At 73.8% G+C, this 17,942-nt stretch carries 15 protein-coding genes; 9 read left to right on the top strand and 6 right to left on the bottom strand.

Annotation, left to right across the window (positions count from 1 at the left end; genetic code table 11):
• Positions 1–123 precede the first annotated feature (123 nt).
• On the top strand, positions 124–1,104 hold the full coding sequence (locus ACZ6JT_RS04465) for an NAD-dependent epimerase/dehydratase family protein (RefSeq protein ID WP_469207068.1): 981 nt from the start codon (positions 124–126) through the stop codon (positions 1,102–1,104).
• On the opposite strand, the gene ACZ6JT_RS04460 is transcribed toward ACZ6JT_RS04465, so the two are convergent.
• The 3 genes from ACZ6JT_RS04460 to ACZ6JT_RS04450 are packed head-to-tail and all read right to left on the bottom strand — an operon-like array spanning position 1,090 to position 4,071.
• Positions 1,090–2,532 (bottom strand): lipase maturation factor family protein, encoded by a 1,443-nt coding sequence (locus ACZ6JT_RS04460; RefSeq protein ID WP_469207066.1) that lies wholly within the window; start codon positions 2,530–2,532, stop codon positions 1,090–1,092. The two genes, ACZ6JT_RS04465 and ACZ6JT_RS04460, sit on opposite strands and share 15 nt — an antisense overlap.
• A gap of 20 nt (positions 2,533–2,552) precedes the next feature.
• The gene (locus tag ACZ6JT_RS04455) at positions 2,553–3,086 is read right to left on the bottom strand and encodes a DUF1990 family protein (protein ID WP_469207064.1); all 534 of its coding nucleotides are present in this window, start codon (positions 3,084–3,086) and stop codon (positions 2,553–2,555) included.
• Positions 3,087–3,111: 25 nt separating this feature from the next.
• On the bottom strand, positions 3,112–4,071 hold the full coding sequence (locus ACZ6JT_RS04450; protein ID WP_469207062.1) for a YndJ family protein: 960 nt from the start codon (positions 4,069–4,071) through the stop codon (positions 3,112–3,114).
• 232 nt (positions 4,072–4,303) lie between these two features.
• On the opposite strand from ACZ6JT_RS04450, the gene ACZ6JT_RS04445 reads away from it, so the two are divergent.
• The 5 genes from ACZ6JT_RS04445 (at position 4,304) to ACZ6JT_RS04425 (ending at position 10,238) form a co-directional block, all read left to right on the top strand.
• On the top strand, positions 4,304–5,536 hold the full coding sequence (locus ACZ6JT_RS04445; protein WP_469207060.1) for a DUF6777 domain-containing protein: 1,233 nt from the start codon (positions 4,304–4,306) through the stop codon (positions 5,534–5,536).
• 7 nt (positions 5,537–5,543) lie between these two features.
• Positions 5,544–7,607 (top strand): SpoIIE family protein phosphatase, encoded by a 2,064-nt coding sequence (locus tag ACZ6JT_RS04440; protein WP_469207058.1) that lies wholly within the window; start codon positions 5,544–5,546, stop codon positions 7,605–7,607.
• Positions 7,608–7,687: 80 nt separating this feature from the next.
• Entirely contained in the window at positions 7,688–8,941 is a 1,254-nt protein-coding gene (locus ACZ6JT_RS04435; RefSeq protein WP_469207056.1) for a hypothetical protein, read from the top strand.
• Positions 8,942–8,961: 20 nt separating this feature from the next.
• Entirely contained in the window at positions 8,962–9,822 is an 861-nt protein-coding gene (locus ACZ6JT_RS04430; protein ID WP_469207054.1) for an Fpg/Nei family DNA glycosylase, read from the top strand.
• 26 nt (positions 9,823–9,848) lie between these two features.
• On the top strand, positions 9,849–10,238 hold the full coding sequence (locus tag ACZ6JT_RS04425) for a DUF485 domain-containing protein (RefSeq protein ID WP_469207052.1): 390 nt from the start codon (positions 9,849–9,851) through the stop codon (positions 10,236–10,238).
• Positions 10,239–10,243: 5 nt separating this feature from the next.
• On the opposite strand, the gene ACZ6JT_RS04420 is transcribed toward ACZ6JT_RS04425, so the two are convergent.
• Positions 10,244–10,708 (bottom strand): hypothetical protein, encoded by a 465-nt coding sequence (locus ACZ6JT_RS04420; protein ID WP_469208186.1) that lies wholly within the window; start codon positions 10,706–10,708, stop codon positions 10,244–10,246.
• A gap of 243 nt (positions 10,709–10,951) precedes the next feature.
• On the bottom strand, positions 10,952–11,491 hold the full coding sequence (locus tag ACZ6JT_RS04415; protein ID WP_030717505.1) for a sigma-70 family RNA polymerase sigma factor: 540 nt from the start codon (positions 11,489–11,491) through the stop codon (positions 10,952–10,954).
• 329 nt (positions 11,492–11,820) lie between these two features.
• On the opposite strand from ACZ6JT_RS04415, the gene ACZ6JT_RS04410 reads away from it, so the two are divergent.
• Complete coding sequence (locus ACZ6JT_RS04410) at positions 11,821–13,008, top strand: CapA family protein (RefSeq protein WP_469207050.1); 1,188 nt, start codon at positions 11,821–11,823, stop codon at positions 13,006–13,008.
• Positions 13,009–13,010: 2 nt separating this feature from the next.
• Here ACZ6JT_RS04410 and ACZ6JT_RS04405 read toward each other — a convergent pair whose 3' ends face one another.
• Positions 13,011–13,472, bottom strand: coding sequence for a universal stress protein (locus ACZ6JT_RS04405; protein ID WP_469207048.1), 462 nt, complete (start codon positions 13,470–13,472; stop codon positions 13,011–13,013).
• A 72-nt stretch (positions 13,473–13,544) separates the two neighbouring features.
• Here ACZ6JT_RS04405 and lysX point away from each other — a divergent pair, with 72 nt between their 5' ends.
• Both lysX and ACZ6JT_RS04395 read left to right on the top strand, forming a co-directional pair.
• Complete coding sequence (gene lysX, locus ACZ6JT_RS04400; protein WP_469207046.1) at positions 13,545–16,850, top strand: bifunctional lysylphosphatidylglycerol synthetase/lysine--tRNA ligase LysX; 3,306 nt, start codon at positions 13,545–13,547, stop codon at positions 16,848–16,850.
• 91 nt (positions 16,851–16,941) lie between these two features.
• Positions 16,942–17,862: a polysaccharide deacetylase family protein gene (locus ACZ6JT_RS04395; RefSeq protein ID WP_469207044.1), complete on the top strand. Its 921-nt coding sequence runs from the start codon at positions 16,942–16,944 to the stop codon at positions 17,860–17,862.
• Positions 17,863–17,942: the final 80 nt, after the last annotated feature.

Here is a 17,942-nt window from a genome sequence, read left to right as displayed (position 1 = left end):
TGCCGACCGGCACCGGGGGCGCTGCCCGTCCCGGCGGGTTCCCGTCCCGCGTACGCCCTGGGCGTCATCGCTGTCGGCGATCAACCCTTCCGCGCCCCGCACGCCCCCGGCAGGCTGGCCGCCATGAAGCTGCTGATGCTGGGTGGTACCGAATTCGTCGGACGCGCGGTCACCGAGGAGGCCCTCGACCGGGGCTGGGAGGTGACGGTCTTCCACCGCGGACACCACGCGCCCCCGCCGGGCGCCACGGCCCTGCACGGGGACCGCACCGCCCCCGGAGGCCTGGACGCCCTCGCCGCGGGGGAGTGGGACCTCGTCGTCGACACCTGGGGCGGCGCCCCCACGGCGGTGCGCGACAGCGCCCGCCTGCTGAGCGGCCGCGCCCGGAGGTACGCGTACATCTCCAGCCGCTCGGTGTACGCCTACCCGGCCCCCGCCGGGCAGGGGGAGGGCGGCCCCCTCGTGGAGGGCTCGCCGGACGCACGGCCGACGGCCTACGCCGAGGACAAGCGGGGCGGCGAACTCGCCGCACTGGACGCCTTCGCGGACCGTGCCCTGCTGGTCCGCGCCGGCCTGATCCTCGGCCCGTACGAGAACGTCGGGCGGCTGCCGTGGTGGTTGAACCGCACGGCACGCGGCGGTCCGGTGCTCGCCCCCGGCCCCCGCGAGCTCCCGCTCCAGTACATCGACGTCCGCGACCTCGCGCGCTGGACCCTGGACGCCGCCGAGGCCGGGCTCGGCGGCCCGTACGACCTCGTCTCCCCGGTCGGGCACGCCACCATGGGCACGTTCCTCGACGCCTGCGCCGCCGTCACCGGCGGCGGTGACCTGCGCTGGACCGACCCGGAGGCGATCCTGGCGGCCGGCGTGGAGCCGTGGACCGAGCTCCCGGTCTGGCTCCCCGAGGGCGAGTTGCACGACCACATGTTCGGCGCGGACGTCGGCAAGGCGCTGGCGGCCGGACTGAAGTGCCGCCCCGTCGAGGAGACCGTGGCCGACACGTGGGCCTGGCTCCGCACTCTCGGCGGGCAGGCCCCGCAGCGGTCCGACCGGCCGGCCCCCGGACTCGACGCCGAGCGGGAGGCCGCGCTACTCGGGCTCTGACAGCCGGGCGCCCGCGAGGCGGGTCGGCGGGAGGTACTCGCGCACGAGCGTGCGGTGCCACCAGGCCCCCGTCTCGCGCAGCTCCCGCCAGGTGGTGAACCGGTAGCGGTAGAGCAGGGCCCGGACGTAGACGGGCGGCGCGTCCGGGAACGGGTTGTGGCGCAGCAGCCGCAGCGTGTCCCGGTCGCCCGCCAGCAGCCGCTCCACGAACGGCCCGAACCAGTCCCGCGCGTAGCCCGGGGAGATCGCCGCGAACCACATCAGCCAGTCCAGCCGCAGGTGGTACGGGGCGAACTGGCGCGGAAGCCTGCGCAGTTCGGTCGGCTTTCCCCGGAAGCCGTACTCCCGCCAGGCGCCGCCGTCCTCGTGCGGCACCCGGTCCGCGGTGCCCTCCACGACCACCTCCATCCGGACCCGGCCGACCGAGCCGAAGGCCCCGTAGGTGTTGACCAGGTGCAGTGCGTCGAAGGAGCGGTTCATCACCTGTCGGCGCGAGACCATGTTGAGCACCGGGCGACGGCTGAGGAACAGCACGAGGGCGGTCACCGCGCAGACGAGGACCACGAACCACACGGGAGCCCCCTGCGAGGCGGCGGCGGGCGGAGCGCCCGCGAGCCCCGTGAAGTCCACGGCCGAGAGGGCCAGTGTGATCGTCAGCCAGTTCAGCCAGGCGAAGTTGCCGGACAGCACCAGCCACAGCTGCGTCGCGACGATGATCCCGGCGGCGTACGAGGCCACCGGCTGCGGGGTGAACAGCAGCACCGGGACGACCAGTTGGGTCACGTGGTTGGCGGCGCACTCCACCCGGTGCAGCGGTTTCGGCAGATGGTGGAAGAACCAGCTCAGCGGCCCGGCCATCGGCTGCGTCTCGTGGTGGTAGTAGAGACAGGTCAGCTCGCGCCAGCATGAGTCCCCGCGCATCTTGATCAGCCCGGCCCCGAACTCCACGCGGAAGAGCACCCAGCGCAGCAGCCACAGCACCAGCACCGGCGGCCCGGCCCGGGCGTTGCCGAGGAACACGGCGAGGAAGCCCACCTCCAGCAGCAGCGACTCCCAGCCGAAGGAGTACCAGGTCTGCCCCACGTTCACGACGGAGAGGTAGAGCAGCCACAGCAGGGCCCACATCGCCATGGCGGCGCCCAGCGGCACCTCGTCCCCGGCCCCGGCGGCCAGCGCCGCGGCGAGTGCCGCGCCGGTCCAGGCGCAGCCGGCGAAGAAGCGGTCGGAGTAGTGCAGTTGGAACAGGCTCGGGGCGCTCCGGAAGGGCACGTACCGCACGTAGTGCGGCACGGGCAGCATGCCGTGCGCCCCGATCAGGGCCCGGAACTGCAGGGCGGCCCCGACGAAGGCGACGAGGTAGATCCCGGCCAGGGCCCGCTGGAAGACCAGCCGGGCGAGCCAGTATCCGGGCGCCGTGAACCAGTCCATCGCCTCCAGTATCCGACCGGTCAGGCGGCGGTGGCCAGCCCGCGCAGGCGGTGGCCCAGCCGGCGGGCGTAGCGCAGCTGGAGGAAGGGGACCACCGGGCCGGCGAGGCGGGTGTACCAGGTGTTCGGGCGGCTGAAGGCGGTCACGGTGAACCACACGGTGCCGTCGGGGTCCATCTCCACGATGAAGGACTCCTCCCCGCACTCGGGGTGACCGGGCCGGGTCCCGTAGGCGAAGCCGATGCGGGCGGGCTCGTACGCCGTCCAGATCACCTGGCACGGTGCGTCGATGCGCAGCGGCCCGAGGCCGATCCCGACGACCACGCGGCTGCCGGGCCGGACCGCCCCGGCATCGGCGCGGACCCGCATCCCGGAGGTCCGGTGCGCGTGGAAGGTGGTCACGGCGGCGCCGGCGGCCTCGAAGACGGCCCGGCCGTGCCCGAGGCGGGTGCGGTGGTGGAGGTGGTGGTAGCCGGCGGGCAGGGGCCGGTGGGCCGTCGCGCCCTTGTCGGGGTAGTTGACGGTGTCCCGGCCGGCGCTGATGAGGCGGGTCATGGCGAGGTCTCCAGTCGGTGGGTGGTCAGCGGTGGGTGGTCATCGGTGGACGGCCAGACACGGGTGTCAGCGGTCGCCGGCCGCCGGGCGACGGCGCGGTGGTCGTGAGCCGCCGGCCGCCGTCGGCGCGTGGGGAGCGGTCGGTGGTGAGCCGGCGCCAGGCCAGCACCGAGCAGAGGGCGAACCCGAGGGCGTTCCCGAGGCCGTGGGTCGCGGCCATCCAGGTCAGCGTGGGGTGCACGATCCCGGTGGCCTCGCCCACCGCCCACCACAGGGCGAGCAGCATGGTGGCCACCAGCACGGCCGCCGAGGTCGCGAGCAGTGTCCGCGTGCCGCGGTCCCGGGCCGCGGGCCGGATCTCCCGCCAGGTCAGCAGGGCCACGGCCCACATCCCGCCGGTCAGCACCACCGCGCCCACCAGCTCCGCCCAGTCGTCGACGAAGTAGCCGAGGAGCACGAGCAGGGTGCCGGCCGGGACGCTGTACGCCGCCCAGCGCGAGAGGCCCGTCGCGGGCCGGTCCCGGACGACCCGGCACACGAGCCCCGCGACCAGCGCGGCAGCGAACCCGGCGAAGTGGAAGTGCGGCACGGTGAGCGCCAGGATGTCGAGGTCGAAGCCGAAGAGCCGGTACCCGGCGCGCTCGGCGACCAGCGCGGTCCCGGCGATCGAGGGCGAGGCCAGCGCGGTGGCGACGGCGATCCCGGACGGATCCGGGACACGGATCGGTGCCCGGCCCGGGTGGCGGCCGAGCAGCAGCCGGGCCGGGGCCCGTGCCGCGAGGGCCAGGCAGGCGGCGGCGTAGAGTGCGGCGAGCGCCGTGGCGGGCAGTCCGCGCGGCAGCCAGAGGCAGAGTGCCCCGGGGGCGGCGAGCAGCGGCCAGAGGCGGGCGGTCCGGCGGAGCCCGGCCGGGTCGATCAGGCGCAGGCCCGCCGGGACGACGTAGAGCATGCCCAGGGTGACGATCACGTTCACCAGTACCGCCACCCTGGACTCCCCCCAATGCCGCGGCCGAACGCCTTGAACGCGTTCAACTCATGGTGATGACCTTACGACCTTCCTTGAACATGTTCAAGACGGCCTCCGGTTGCGGCTCTCGCGCACATGCGGCAGACAGGAGGGAGCAACCGGGGCGAAAAGGGAGATCCACGTGCACGCACCGTCAGTTCCGACACCTCGTCAGACGTCGGGCCGTCACCTACCGGCCGGCGCCGCCCTCTTGGCCCTCCTCGGGCTGTTCGCCGCGGGCTGCGGCGGCGCCGAGGAACCCAAGAGCGCCCCCGGCCCCGAGAGCCAGGAGGTCTACCTCCAGCCCGTGGCCTCCGCCGGCCCCGACCCCTTCACCGCCTCCTCGGCCACCGCCGAGTCCGCCCCCGTCCAGCCCCCGCTGGCCAACCCGACCGGACAGGGCATCCGCACGGTCAACGCGGCCACTCCCGGCCTGTACGGCGGCACCCAGCGGCTCGGCAGCTGCGACGTGGAACAGCAGGTCCGCTTCCTGACCACCGACAACGCCAAGGCCCGCGCCTTCGCCCAGGCCGCGGACATCGAACAGGCGAGCATCCCCGAGTTCCTGCGCGGCCTGACCCCCGTCGTGCTGCGCGCCGACACCAGGGTCACCAACCACGCCTTCCGCGACGGCCGGGCCGACGGCTTCCAGTCCGTCCTGCAGGCGGGCACCGCCGTCCTCGTCGACGAGCACGGCATGCCCCGGGTGCGCTGCGGCTGCGGGAACCCGCTGGCCTCCCCGCTCGCCGCCAAGGGGTCCCCGGTGCACAAGGGCGACCCGTGGAGCGGCTACCAGCCGAACCAGGTCATCGTCGTGGAACCCACCACCCACGTGATCGACAACCTGGTGATCGTCAACGTCGCCGACAACACCTGGATCGAACGCAAGCGGGGCGACGACGGGGCCCAGGACCGGCCCCCGCGCGCGCTGCCCCGCTTCGACCCCGCCGACGGGATTCCGACGGGCCCCCTCACCCCGTCCGGGCCCGCCTCGTCCCAGGCGTGCCCGAGCGACCAGGCCGGTGGCGCGCAGGACTGCCAGCCGACCGGATCGGCCCCGCAGACGCCGCAGAACCCCCAGGGCGAGAACCCGCCGCGGAGTCCCGGCGTGCCGCAGAACCCGGGCTCGCCCTCGGACGGCGTCCCCCGGCCGCAGCAGCCGCGCCCGGACGCTCCCTCGGACGTCCCCTCCGACCTGCCGGGCGGCGGCGTGCCCTCGGACCTCCCCTCGGACCTCCCGTTCGACCTGACGCAGCCGAACCCGGACGACCCGGGTCTCGTGCCCGAGCCCGACGGGTCGATGCCGCCCCCGCTGGACCCGTACACCGAGCCGTACGGGGACCCGTACACCGACCCGTACACGGACCCCCACACCCGTCCGGACCTGCAGCCGGAGCCCTCGGAGGGGAGCTCGGACCCGAGCCATTCGCTGGAGAGCGCCTGACCGGCCGGTGTGTCATGGTGGATCGGTGCCGACCACCGTATCGCTGCCGGACGACTGGCCCGCACACCCGGACCGGTCGCTCTCGCTGAACCGCATGGGCAGTTTCGACTGGGACCTCGTGACCGGTCTCATGCACATGGACGAAGCGGCCCTGGACGTCTTCGACACGACCCCCGACGAGTACGACGGCCGGCCCGAGTCCCTCTCCCCGCGCGTCCCGGCCACCGAGTCGACGCGCCTCGACGCCCTCGTCTCCTCCGCGCTCAAGAGCAAGGAGGACAGCTACGGGGCCTACTTCCGCATCCGCTGTCACGACGGGCGGCTGCGCTGGACGCACACCCAGGGCCGCGTCATGCGCGGCCCGGACGGGCGGCCGTACCGGATCATCGGCATCGTCCGCGACGCGACCGACGAGCTCAGCCACTCGGCGGAGCGCCTGGGCCTGGACGAGGAACGGCGCCGCCAGACGTCCGTCGTCGAGTCCACCACCGCCGCCCTCGCACACGCCAGGACCGTACGGGACGTCATCGACGTCATCGGCGACGCCCACGGCCTGGAGCGGCTCGGCTCCATGGGCATGGTGATGGGCCTCGTCGAGGCCGGGCGCATCCACCTCGTGGCCGAGGGCCCCCAGGACAGTTTCGTCCCCGGCACCCGCTACACCCGCGTCGACGAGCAGTACCCGATGAGCGAGGTCGTCCGCTCGCTCCAGCCGCGCTTCCTCGACTCGGCGGAGGAGTTCGCCGAGGGTTATCCCGAGCTCTGGGCGAAGATCTCGTACATGCGGATCTCGGCGGCCGCCTACCTGCCGCTCATCGCCCAGGCCCGCCCCATCGGCGCGATCGGACTGCTCTACCAGGACAAGGACGGCTTCACCCAGGAGGAACGCAACCTCCTCGTCGCACTCGGCAGCAGCATCGCGCAGAGCCTCCAGCGGGCCATGCTGCTGGAGCAGGAGCACGACCTCGCCGAGGGCCTGCAGCAGGCCATGCTGCCGAGGCGGATCCCGTCGGTGCCCGGCGGGGAGATCGCCGTACGGTACCGATCCGCCCGGATGGGCCGGGACATCGGCGGCGACTGGTACGACGTCATCCCGCTGCCGGGCGGCCGGGTCGGCGCCGTCATCGGCGACGTACAGGGCCACGACACGCACGCGGCCGCGGTCATGGGCCAGCTGCGGATCGTCCTGCGCGCCTACGCGGCCGAAGGGCACTCGCCCGGCACGGTCATGGCACGGGCCTCCGTCTTCCTGCACGAGCTGGACACGGACCGCTTCGCCACCTGCACCTACGTGGAGGCCGACCTCTCGACAGGCGTCCTCCAGCTGGTACGGGCGGGCCACATCGACCCCCTGCTGCGCACCCGCGACGGGGACAGCCGCCGGCTCCCGGTGGAGGGCGGGATGCCACTCGGCCTCTCGGCCGAGTTCGGCCGGCTCGAGTACCCGGTGACCACGGTGGAACTGGACCCGGGAGAAACGCTCCTGCTCTGCACCGACGGCCTGGTGGAACAGCCCGGCGCCGACCTCGACGACGGCATCCGGCTGCTGGCCTCCCAGATCCGCAGCGGCCCGTCGGACCTGCAGTTCCTGGCGGACCGGCTCTGCGAGGTCGCCGACGACCGGGGTGGGAACGACGACATGGCGCTGCTCCTGCTGCGCCGCGAGGTGGCGGCCGCCCCGCAGGCCGGCAGCCGCCTGCAGCAGCACGTGGCACCGGGCGACCCCGAGGCCCTGGTGGCGGCCCGCCACATGATCGGGGCGGCGGTACGGGCGTGGGGCGCGCGGGAGCGGTCCGACGAGATCGAGCTGGTCGCGGACGAGCTGATCGTGAACGCCCTGATGCACACCGACGGCCCGGCGATCGTCACCCTGCGGGTCCTGGCGGGACACGAGCGCCGCCTGCGGGTGGAGGTCGAGGACCGCTCCAGCGCGCTGCCCCGGCGGCGCGAGGCGGGGGAGGCGGGGGTCTCGGGACGGGGCCTGATGCTGGTGGACCGGCTGGCGGACGTCTGGGGCGTGGAACCGCGCGGCGGCGGCAAGTGCGTGTGGTGCGAGTTCGTCATGGGCTGAGTTCCCGGCGGGGCGGGTGGGGGCGCCGGGCGGGGAAAGTGCGTTGCGGGGCGGCGCCCGGTCCGTGAGGATCAGCGTCGATGACTATCGCCATGGATGACGTCCGCCGGCTCCTGACGGCAGGGGATCTGCCCGGAGCCGTACGTTCGCTTCGCCCCCGTGCGGAGACCCTTCCCCTCGCCGAACTCGCCGAAGCCGTCATGGCCCTGGCCGAGACCGCCGGCTTCGACGACCTCGCCGAGGCCGCCGGGTCCGCCGCCGAGCGGGCCGACGAACCGCAGGCCCTCTACGACTTCGGCTACGCCTGCGTGGAGCGGGGCGTCGCCTTCCTCGCCGTCGCGCCCCTGCGCGAGGCGCTCCGGCTGCTCCCCGACTCGCGGCCGCTCCTCGCCGAGCTGGTCTCCGCCCTGGAGGACGAGCACCGGCACGCGGAGGCCGCCGCGCTGCTCTCCGGCCGCGGCGACCGGCTGCCCGCCTGGCCCGAGACGTACCTGCTGGTCCACCACACCCTGCTCGCCGGGGACCTGGACACCGCGGAGGGGCTGCTGCTCGGCCTCCCCGCGCCCGAGGACCCGCAGTGGTCGGGCGCGCGCAAGCGCCAGGCGCGCCAGGTGCTGCGCAGCGGCCAGTCCCGCAGGGCCCAGGCCACGGCGGGACACCCCGACCCCCTCGGCCCTGCCGACCTGCGCGGCTGGCACTACGGCCTGACCGGCGGCCTCCTCGGCACCCTCTCCCCGTACGGCTGGGACGCGGGGATGACGGGCCGGTACGCCTACCTCGGCGACAGCCCCGAACAGTGCCGCCGCGGCCTGGCCCGGCTCGCGCTCGCGCTGGAGGCCGCCGAGCGCGCCCCCGCGACCGTCTCGCTGCTTCCCGGCCGGTCCGACCGGATCCTCGGGCTCGCCGCCGCCCGGCTGCTCGGGCTGCCCGCCGTCCCGTACGAACCGAACCGTGCCGACACCCTCGTCGTCGCCTACGACCTGAACGCGTCCGACCAGGAACTCGTCGCCACCCTGCGCGAGCGCGCCGACGGCCAGATCCTCCACGAGCACGCCACCTGCTGGACCGACCCGCCCGCGGTGAGCGCCGACTCCAGCGCGCTGCTCTGCCAGTACGTCGCCCCGCCGTGGCAGGACGACGACCGGCCCGAGGAGGAGATCGCCGGCGAGATCGCGAGGGCCGACCCGGCCCCGGACGGCGGCGACGGCGCGACCCCGGCCGACCCGGACGAGGCCTTCCGGGCGTTCGTGACGGCGGTCCGCACCGGCTGGCTCTCGGCGCCCCGCGACCGGGTCGCGTCCCCGGGCCCCGTGTCCAGCTCGCGTTTCGCCTGAGGCGGCGGCAGGCTGGACCCATGCCGGAGCTGCCGGAGGTCGAGGCCCTGCGGGAGTACCTCGACGAGCACCTCACCGGGCGGGTGGTCGAGCGCGTCCTCCCGCTCGCCGTCAGCGTGCTCAAGACGTACGATCCGCCGCTGTCCGCTCTCGAAGGGCAGCCGGCCGGTGCCACCGCCCGGTACGGCAAGTTCCTGGCCCTGCGGATCGGCGAGCTCCACCTCGTCACCCACCTGGCCCGGGCCGGCTGGCTGCGCTGGCAGGACACCCTGCCCCCGCAGCCGCCGCGCCCCGGCAAGGGGCCGCTCGCGCTGCGGGTCGTACTGGAGGGCGGCGGCGGCTTCGACCTCACCGAGGCCGGGACCCAGAAGCGCCTCGCCGTCTACGTGGTCCACGACCCCCAGGAGGTCCCCGGCATCGCCCGCCTCGGGCCCGACCCGCTGGCCGCGGACTTCGACCGGGACGCCTTCGCCGCGCTCCTCGCCGGGGAGCGGCGGCAGATCAAGGGCGTGCTGCGCGACCAGAGCGTCATCGCGGGCATCGGCAACGCGTACAGCGACGAGATCCTGCACGCGGCGAAGGTCTCCCCCTTCAAGCTGGCCGCCTCGTTCGACGACGACCAGGTGACCCACCTCTACGAGGCCGTGCGCGCCACCCTGGGCGAGGCCGTCGCCCGGGCGCACGGCGTGGCCGCCGGTGCGCTCAAGGCCGAGAAGAAGTCCGGGCTGCGCGTGCACGGCCGGGACGGGGAGCCGTGCCCGGTGTGCGGGGACACCGTCCGCTCGGTGTCCTTCGCGGACTCCTCGCTGCAGTACTGCCCCACCTGCCAGACCGGCGGCAAGCCGCTGGCCGACCGGCGGCTTTCGCGGCTCCTCAAATAGCCGGGCGCTGCGTAGACTCCCACGCCATGGCCGAGGAGCAGCCGCAGTCGCCGCCCCGGCGCGAGATCGTCACCGGGGTGTCCCGGGGCGCCCGCCGCCGGCCGCCCGCGCACGCCCCGGCCCGTTCGGAGATCTCCGAGCACACCACCCTCGGGGCCACCTACGTACGGGCACTGATGCGCAGTCAGCTGCGCGCCGGGCTGGGGGCGCTGGCCGCGCTCGTGGTGCTGGTCGGGACGCTGCCGCTGTTGTTCGCGCTGCCGAGGGCCGCGTCGGGGCCGCTGGTGTGGGTGGCGCTCGGAGTGCTGGTGTATCCGGTGATGTGGCTCATCGCCCGGTGGTACGTCACCCGGGCGGAGCGCAACGAGGCCGATTTCACCGGCCTGGTGACCGACCCGGGCGAACGGTCCTCGTAGGGGCGTCAGAACAGGTGCATCGCCAGGTTGCCCAGCGGCAGTCCGAGCTGCCAGGCGGGGGTCCACACCCGCGCGTTCTCGTCCAGTCCCGGCGGGGTGTCGGCGTGGCCGTGGCGCCCCGGGTCGAGGTTGGTGGCGAAGAGCTCGGTCCGGTCCAGCCAGCGCCAGGCCGCCCGGGCCAGCTCCAGGTCGGGGTCCTCGCCGCGGCCGCGCTCCCGGGCCTCCTCGCCCAGCGCGAGGAAGCGCGTGTGGACCCAGTCGCGCCAGGGGTGTCCGTACGCCGTCAGTGACATCCACTCGTCGAGCTGCGAGACCACGCGGATCCCGGAGAGCTCGCCGGCGGCGTCCGAGAGGTAGATCGTCAGGGCGAGCGTGTCGCGTCCGGCCCGGAACTCCAGGGTGCTGACCGGGATCAGCCGGCCGGTACGCAGCAGTTCGTCCGCGATGTACTCGGCGTAGAGCCAGGCCATGGGCACCGCGAGCCCGCCGTCACTGGTGCCGTTCGTACCCTCGGGCTGCACCGTTCCACCTTCTCCCACGCGTCGAGCATCCCGTCGTCGTCGGCCCGAGCCTTCACCGAGCGGCTCACCGGGCGGGGGATGTTTACGCAACTTGGACGCTCTGATGCCCGATTCCGTGCGTTTTTTGTCCGGTCCGCGCCCCTTCACGGCGTTCCCGGTTCCCTTGCCCCGATGTTCCCGCGTGCCGGAGCCTCAGGCTCCGAGGCCGTAGCCGTACCCCTGGAGTCCCTTGCGGAGGGCGCGAAGGGCGTAGTGGGTACGGGACTTGACGGTACCGGCCGGGATGCCGAGCTCCGCGGCGGCCTCCGCGACCGACCGGTCCCGGAAGTAGACCTGCATCAGCACCTCGCGGTGCTCCTGCCCCAGGGACCCCACGGCCCGCCGGACGTCGATCGCCGTGACCGAGCCGGCCACCGCGTCCTCGGGCGCCGGCGCCTGCTCCAGCCCCTCCGCGTCCACCTCCAGCGGCCGTGACAGCCGGGCCCGGCGGGCGTCGATGGCGAGCCGCCGGGCCACCGTGAACAGCCACGGCCGCATCGACTCGTGCCCGCTCGCCAGGGCCTCCGGGTGCTGCCAGACCCGTACGAGCGTCTCCTGTACGAGGTCCTCCGCGCGCTGGGCGTCACCGGCGGTGAGACCGAGCAGGAAACCGAACAGGGCCCGCCCGTGGTCGCGCTGGAGTTCGGCCAGCGCCTCGGGGTCCGTGTGCGGGAGGGCGGGGGAGAGCGGCACGAGGGGCTCCTTCCGAGGTGCGTGGGGCTCCGACAGGGGGTCCGTACGGGTCCGTGGCGGAGCCGTCTCGTCCACCCTGACCTGCGGGGAGCCCTCCGGGAACCGTCCCGCCCGGGCGATGCGCCCAAGCACCCGGGTCGTCCGCCGGGCGGCCGTGCCGGGCGGTGAACGGTCGAACGGCGCGGCGAACGGCAGCAGGCGCCGCCGGTGTCCGCCGTTGGGGTGGGCCCGGTGTCCGGATACGGATCCGGTCCTTGACTTGCGGCGTCCACTTCTATGGATTGCAGGTGATCAGATATCAGATAGTCGTATCAATGAGAGCTGGGCAGATGACCAAGCGCACCCGGCCCCAGGCGGTCGCCCTCCTGTCGGCGCTCCTCCTGTCCGCGGCCGCCGCCGGATGCTCCGGCACCGGCGGCCCCCCACCCGCCCGCCTCGGAGAGAGCGCCGGCCGGGCCCCCTCCAGCGCCCCCGGTGCCCCGGCCGGCCAGGGCTTCACCCTGATCGCGAGCGGAGACGTGCTGCCGCACACCTCCGTCATCCAGCGCGCGGCGAACGACGCGGACGGCGACGGGTACGACTTCAGGCCGATGTTCTCCGGCGTCAAACCCGTGGTCTCCGCAGCCGACCTGGCCCTCTGCCACATGGAGACCATCTACGGGGAGGAGGGCGGCCCGTTCTCCGGCTACCCGGCCTTCAAGTCCCCGCCGGAGGTCGCCGACGGGCTGAAGGACGCCGGGTACGACGGCTGCTCGACGGCCTCGAACCACACCCTCGACGACGGGGCCGCGGGGCTGCGCCGCACCCTGGACCGCTTCGACAAGGTCGGACTGAAGCACGCCGGCTCGGCCCGTACGGCGGCCGAGGCGGCCGCGGTGACCACGTACACGGCGGGCTCCGCCAAGGTCGCGCACCTCGCGTACACGTACGACACCAACGGCTACCCCCTGCCCGAGGGCCAGCCCTGGGCGGTCAACCTCATGAAGCAGGACAAGATCATCGCGGATGCCCGGGCCGCCCGGAAGGCGGGCGCGGACGTGGTGCTGGTGAGCGTGCACTGGGGCACGGAGTGGCAGACCGAGCCGGACGAGACCCAGCTCTCGCTCGGCAAGGCGCTGACCGCCTCCCAGACCGGCGGCCGGCCGGACATCGATCTGATCCTCGGAACGCACGCCCACATCCCGCAGCCCTACGAGAAGGTCAACGGGACCTGGATCATCTACGGCATGGGCGACCAGGTCGCGGGCGAGATGTTCAACTACACGGGCGCCCGGGACATGCGGGGCAACTACGGTTCCATCGGCCGCTTCACCTTCGCCCCGCCCGCCGCCGAGGGGCAGCGCTGGCAGGTCACCAAGGCCGAGTTCGTGCCGCAGATGATGGACCTGTCCGCCGGCCGGGTCGTCAACCTCGCACGGCCCTCCGACCGCGAGGACCACGAGAGCGCCCGGGACGAGATCATCGAGGCCGTCCTCAGCCGCGGCGCCGCCAAGGACGGCCTCACCCTCGCCCCCTAGCGCTACGGGACGACGGTCACCGGCCAGCGGCCCGCCCGGACCAGGCGGATCGCCACCGAGCCCACGATGCGGTGGCCCGCCTGCTCGGACGCGCCGACCACCACCGCGTCCGCCATCAGCTCCTCCGCCGCGCTCACCAGCCCCGCGTACGGGTCGCCGCGGAACGTGTGGAACTGCCAGCGCACCTCGTAGATGCCCTTGAGCCGCTCCGCGGACTCGCGGATCTCGGACACCAGCCCCTCCGCGATCTCCCCGGTGGTGTCGGCCACCGGCGCCCCCAGGGCAGCCCCGGCCGGGATCACCGGCTGGACGTACACCAGCGCCAGCAGCGCGTTCTGCCGCCGGGCCAGCCCCGCCGCGTAGGCCGCCGCCCGCAGCGAGGAGTCGGACCCGTCGACCCCGGCGAGGATCACCTTCGGTCCGTCGGTACCGCGTTCGAATCCCGTGTTCACGTGCTCCGTCACCCTGCCGAGGTTAGGCGATGCCCCGTTCCGCTCGGCGCGCGCACCCGCCCGGCCCTCCCTACAGTGCGAACCATGAGTGCCACCGTGGAGGAGACGCGCGGGACCCGGAACCGCTTCCTGAACCGGGTGCCCGACGGGTTCGGCGCGTTCTTCGGCGCGCTCGGCCTGCTGTGCGCGCTGCTCTCGCTCTCCCCGACGCTGCGGCGGCTCCTGCGCCACGTCGTGCGCTTCCTCGACCTGATCGTCGTACCGGTCAGCGCGAACCTCGCCTACGCCGTGTTCCTCTTCCTCCTCGCCGCGGCCCTCGGCACCCGCAAGAAGGTCGCCTGGTGGATCGTCATCACCTATCTGGCCCTGCTGATGCTCGACGACGTACTGGACATGGCCGTCGGCGACTACTGGATCGGCGTCCCCTCCATGGCCATCGCCGTCGCCGCGACGGCCGTGCTGATCGCCGCCCGCCACGAGTTCTACGCCGCCTCCCGGCCCGGGGCCCTGTGGCACGCCCTGCTCGTGCTGGGCCTCGGCCTGCTCGCCGCCGTCCTCGTCGGCTGGGGACTCGTCGCCCTCTTCCCCGGCACGCTCCCCAAGGGCCAGTGGCTGGACTGGGCCGCCAAGGAGGTCTTCGGCGGCCTCTTCTCGGCCCGTCAGTTCGACGGCAGCCCGCCCCGCCCGCTGTACTTCCTGCTCGGCCTCTTCGGCGCCCTCGCCCTGCTGAACGCGGCCGCCACCCTCTTCCGCTCGCAGCGGCTGACCGCCGCCCTGCACGGGGACGAGGAGCTCCGCATCCGCGCCCTCCTCGGCGCCTACGGGCGCAACGACTCCCTCGGCTACTTCGCCACCCGGCGCGACAAGGCCGTCGTCTTCGCCCCCAACGGCAAGGCCGCCGTCACCTACCGCGTCGAGGCCGGCGTCTGCCTCGCCAGCGGGGACCCGGTGGGCGACCCCGCCGCCTGGACCCCGGCCGTCGACGCCTGGCTGGGCGTGGCCCGCCGCTACGGCTGGCAGCCCGCCGTCATGGGCGCCTCCGAGGACGGCGCCACCGCCTACGCCCGCTCCGGGCTCAGCGCCCTCCAGCTCGGCGACGAGGCCATCCTGCACGTCGCCCACTTCGACCTCGACGGCCGGGACATGCGCGTCACCCGGCAGGCCGTCAACCGGGTCAGGCGGACCGGCGCCACCACCCTCATCCGCCGCCACTCGGCCCTCTCCGAGGACGAGATGCAGACCATCGTCGACCGGGCCGACCGCTGGCGGGACACCGAGACCGAACGCGGCTTCTCCATGGCCCTGGACCGGCTCGGCGACCGCGCCGACGGGGACTGCCTGCTGGTCGAGGCCTTCGACGCACAGGGCGAACTGATCGCCCTGCTCTCCTTCGTCCCCTGGGGCAGGGACGGCATCTCCCTCGACCTCATGCGCCGCGACCGCGCCGCCCCGAACGGCGTCATGGAGTTCATGGTGGCCCAGCTGTGCGCCGCGGCCCCCGGCCTGGGCGTCCGCCGGATCTCCCTGAACTTCGCCGTCTTCCGCTCCGCCTTCGAGGAGGGCGGCCGGATCGGCGCCGGACCCGTCCTGAAGCTGTGGCGCAGGCTGCTGCTGTTCTTCTCCCGCTGGTGGCAGCTGGAGGCGCTGTACCGCTCGAACGTCAAGTACGGCCCCGAGTGGTACCCGCGCTTCCTCTGCTACCAGGACGCCGGCTCGCTCGCCCGGGTCAGCCTCGCCTCCGGCATCGCCGAGGGCTTCGTCTCCGTCCCCAGCCTGCGCACCCTGTGGGGCAACGGCCACCCCAGGGGACTCACCAACCCCGCCACCACCGAGGGGCTGCCCTCCATCGACTCCCTGGGCCTCGACGCCGTGGGGGAGGGGGGCGAGGGACTCGCCCCCGCCGAGCGGCTGCCCGAGCAGGTCCGCGTCCGCCACGCCAAACTGGAACGCCTCCGGGCGGCCGGCACCGACCCCTACCCGGTGGGAATCCGCCCGCGCACCCACACCGTCGCCCAGCTGAAGGCCGCCCTCCCCGGCCTCGCGCCGGGCGCCCGGTCGGGCGAACAGGCCACCCTCGCCGGGCGCGTGATGGTCGTACGCGACCTCGGCGGCGTGGTCTTCGCCGTCCTGCGCGACTGGTCCGGCGACATGCAGCTGATGCTCACCCGCGACGAGTCCGGGAGCGAGGTGCTGGACTCCTTCACCTCCCAGGTCGACTTCGGCGACCACGTCCTGGTCAGCGGCGAGGCCGGGGCCAGCAAGGCCGGCGAGCCCTCCCTCGTCGTCCGCTCCTGGCAGCTCACCGGCAAGTGCCTGCGCCCACTGCCCGACAAGCGCAAGGGACTCGCCGACCCCGAGGCCCGGGTCCGGCGCCGCTACCTCGACCTCGTCGCGAGCCCCGAGGCACGCGACGTCGTACGGGCCCGGTCCAGCGCCGTCCAGGCCCTGCGCCAGGGGCTGCTGGAGCGCGGCTACCTGGAGGTCGAGACCCCGATGCTCCAGCAGATCCACGGCGGCGCCAACGCCCGGCCCTTCCGCACCCACATCAACGCCTACGACCTCGACCTGTACCTGCGCATCGCACCCGAGCTGTACCTCAAGCGGCTCTGCGTAGGCGGCATGGAGAAGGTCTTCGAGATGGGCCGCACCTTCCGCAACGAAGGCGTCTCCTACAAGCACAATCCCGAGTTCACGATGTTGGAGGCCTACCAGGCCTTCGCCGACTACGACGTCATGCTCGACCTCACGCGCGAGCTGATCCAGGGCGCCGCCACCGCCGCCTTCGGCTCCCCGATCGCCCACAAGGCAGGACCGGACGGGAAGCTCGTCGTCCACGACATCTCCGGGACCTGGCCGGTCAAGACCATGTACGGGGCCATCAGCGAGGCCCTCGGCGAGGAGGTCGACGCCGACACCGCGGAACCCGTACTGCGCAGACTGTGCGACCGGGCCGGCGTGCCGCACGCCCCCGAGGACTCCCGCGGCGACGTGGTCCTGGAGATGTACGAACGACTGGTGGAGGAGAAGACCGCACTGCCCACCTTCTACAAGGACTTCCCCACCGACGTGTCCCCGCTCACCCGCCAGCACCGCAAGGACCCGCGGCTCGCCGAGCGCTGGGACCTGGTCGCCTTCGGAACCGAACTGGGCACCGCCTACTCGGAGCTGACCGACCCCGTCGAGCAGCGACGTCGGCTCACCGCCCAGTCCCTGCTCGCGGCGGGCGGCGACCCGGAGGCCATGGAGCTCGACAACGACTTCCTGGACGCGCTGGAGTACGCGATGCCGCCGACCGGCGGCCTGGGCATCGGCGTGGACCGCCTGGTCATGTTCCTCACGGGCCTGACGATCCGCGAGACGCTCCCGTTCCCCCTCGTGCGGCGCGGCTGACCGGCCGCCCGGCTGGTCCGGGTGGGTGACCGGGAGGAGGCGCGTCCGCGCCTCTCGACATCTGCGGCGATGTCGTTGATACGTAGTAATAATGAAAAATGACGAGCCGACAGTAGGGCGGCGCGCGCTCCTGCGTACCGCCGTCCTCCTCGGAGTCGCGGCCGCCGCCGGACTGGTTTCCTCGGGCGGCGAGGGCGGAACGCCCGGTATCCCCACGGCGGGTGGTGCGGGTGGTGCGGGTAGCGCGGGCGGTGCGCCGGGCGCCGCCGGGCCCGGGCCGAATCCCGCGGCCGGAGCACCCGGGGCCGCCTTCCCCCAGGGGCTGCCCGAGAAGGCCTACCGGCTGCGGCCCATGACCTCCGACGCCCCCGCACGGCCCGCCGCCGTGAAGCCGGCCGTCCGGACCCGGCCCATCCTGGAACTCCCTGCCGACGCGAGCACCGCGAGCGCCATGGTGCTCACCTTCGACGACGGCCCCGACCCCCGTTACACCCCGGGCATCCTCGACACCCTCGCCCGGTACGGCGTACGCGCCATGTTCTTCGTCTGCGGGGAGATGGCCGCGGAGAACCCCGACCTGCTGCGCCGGATGGTCGCCGAAGGGCACGTCATCGGCAATCACACCTGGACCCATCCGCTCATCCCCAAGCTCAGCCGGCCCGCCCTCGCCTCCGAGATCGGCCGCACGAGCGAGGTCGTGCGGCAGACCGTCGGCGAGGCGCCGGTGTGGTTCCGGGCGCCGTACGGGGCATGGAACCGGGCAGCCTTCGAGATCGGGGCCGAGCTGGGCATGGAGCCGCTCGCCTGGACCGTGGACACCCTGGACTGGAAGGAGCCCGGGACGGGCACGATCATCTCGCGGGTCCTCGGCGGCGCGGGCCCCGGCGTGATCGTCCTGTCGCACGACGCGGGCGGCGACCGCTCGCAGAGCGTCCAGGCGATCTCCTCCTACCTGCCCCAACTGCTGGCGCGGGGCTACCGGATGACGCTTCCGAAGCTGCCGCCACGCTGAGCGGCCCGCTGCCCGGCGGGGCGACGGCGCAGCGGGCGTGCACGATGGGGGCGAGCACTCAACGGCCTCCACCATGCACG

It is taken from the genome of Streptomyces sp. NPDC046308 (genome assembly GCF_055588065.1).
Note: the sequence above shows the minus strand (reverse complement) of the source record. Positions and strands in the feature narration are given on the sequence as shown.

Bases quoted from the DNA above. Each gene is read 5' to 3' on its own strand.
- ACZ6JT_RS04465 (WP_469207068.1), top strand. From the start codon at position 124: ATGAAGCTGCTGATGCTGGGTGGTACCGAATTCGTCGGACGCGCGGTC.
- ACZ6JT_RS04460 (WP_469207066.1), bottom strand. From the start codon at position 2,532: ATGGACTGGTTCACGGCGCCCGGATACTGGCTCGCCCGGCTGGTCTTC.
- ACZ6JT_RS04455 (WP_469207064.1), bottom strand. From the start codon at position 3,086: ATGACCCGCCTCATCAGCGCCGGCCGGGACACCGTCAACTACCCCGAC.
- ACZ6JT_RS04435 (WP_469207056.1), top strand. From the start codon at position 7,688: ATGACTATCGCCATGGATGACGTCCGCCGGCTCCTGACGGCAGGGGAT.
- ACZ6JT_RS04430 (WP_469207054.1), top strand. From the start codon at position 8,962: ATGCCGGAGCTGCCGGAGGTCGAGGCCCTGCGGGAGTACCTCGACGAG.
- ACZ6JT_RS04425 (WP_469207052.1), top strand. From the start codon at position 9,849: ATGGCCGAGGAGCAGCCGCAGTCGCCGCCCCGGCGCGAGATCGTCACC.
- ACZ6JT_RS04420 (WP_469208186.1), bottom strand. From the start codon at position 10,708: ATGGCCTGGCTCTACGCCGAGTACATCGCGGACGAACTGCTGCGTACC.
- ACZ6JT_RS04410 (WP_469207050.1), top strand. From the start codon at position 11,821: ATGACCAAGCGCACCCGGCCCCAGGCGGTCGCCCTCCTGTCGGCGCTC.
- lysX (WP_469207046.1), top strand. From the start codon at position 13,545: ATGAGTGCCACCGTGGAGGAGACGCGCGGGACCCGGAACCGCTTCCTG.
- ACZ6JT_RS04395 (WP_469207044.1), top strand. From the start codon at position 16,942: ATGAAAAATGACGAGCCGACAGTAGGGCGGCGCGCGCTCCTGCGTACC.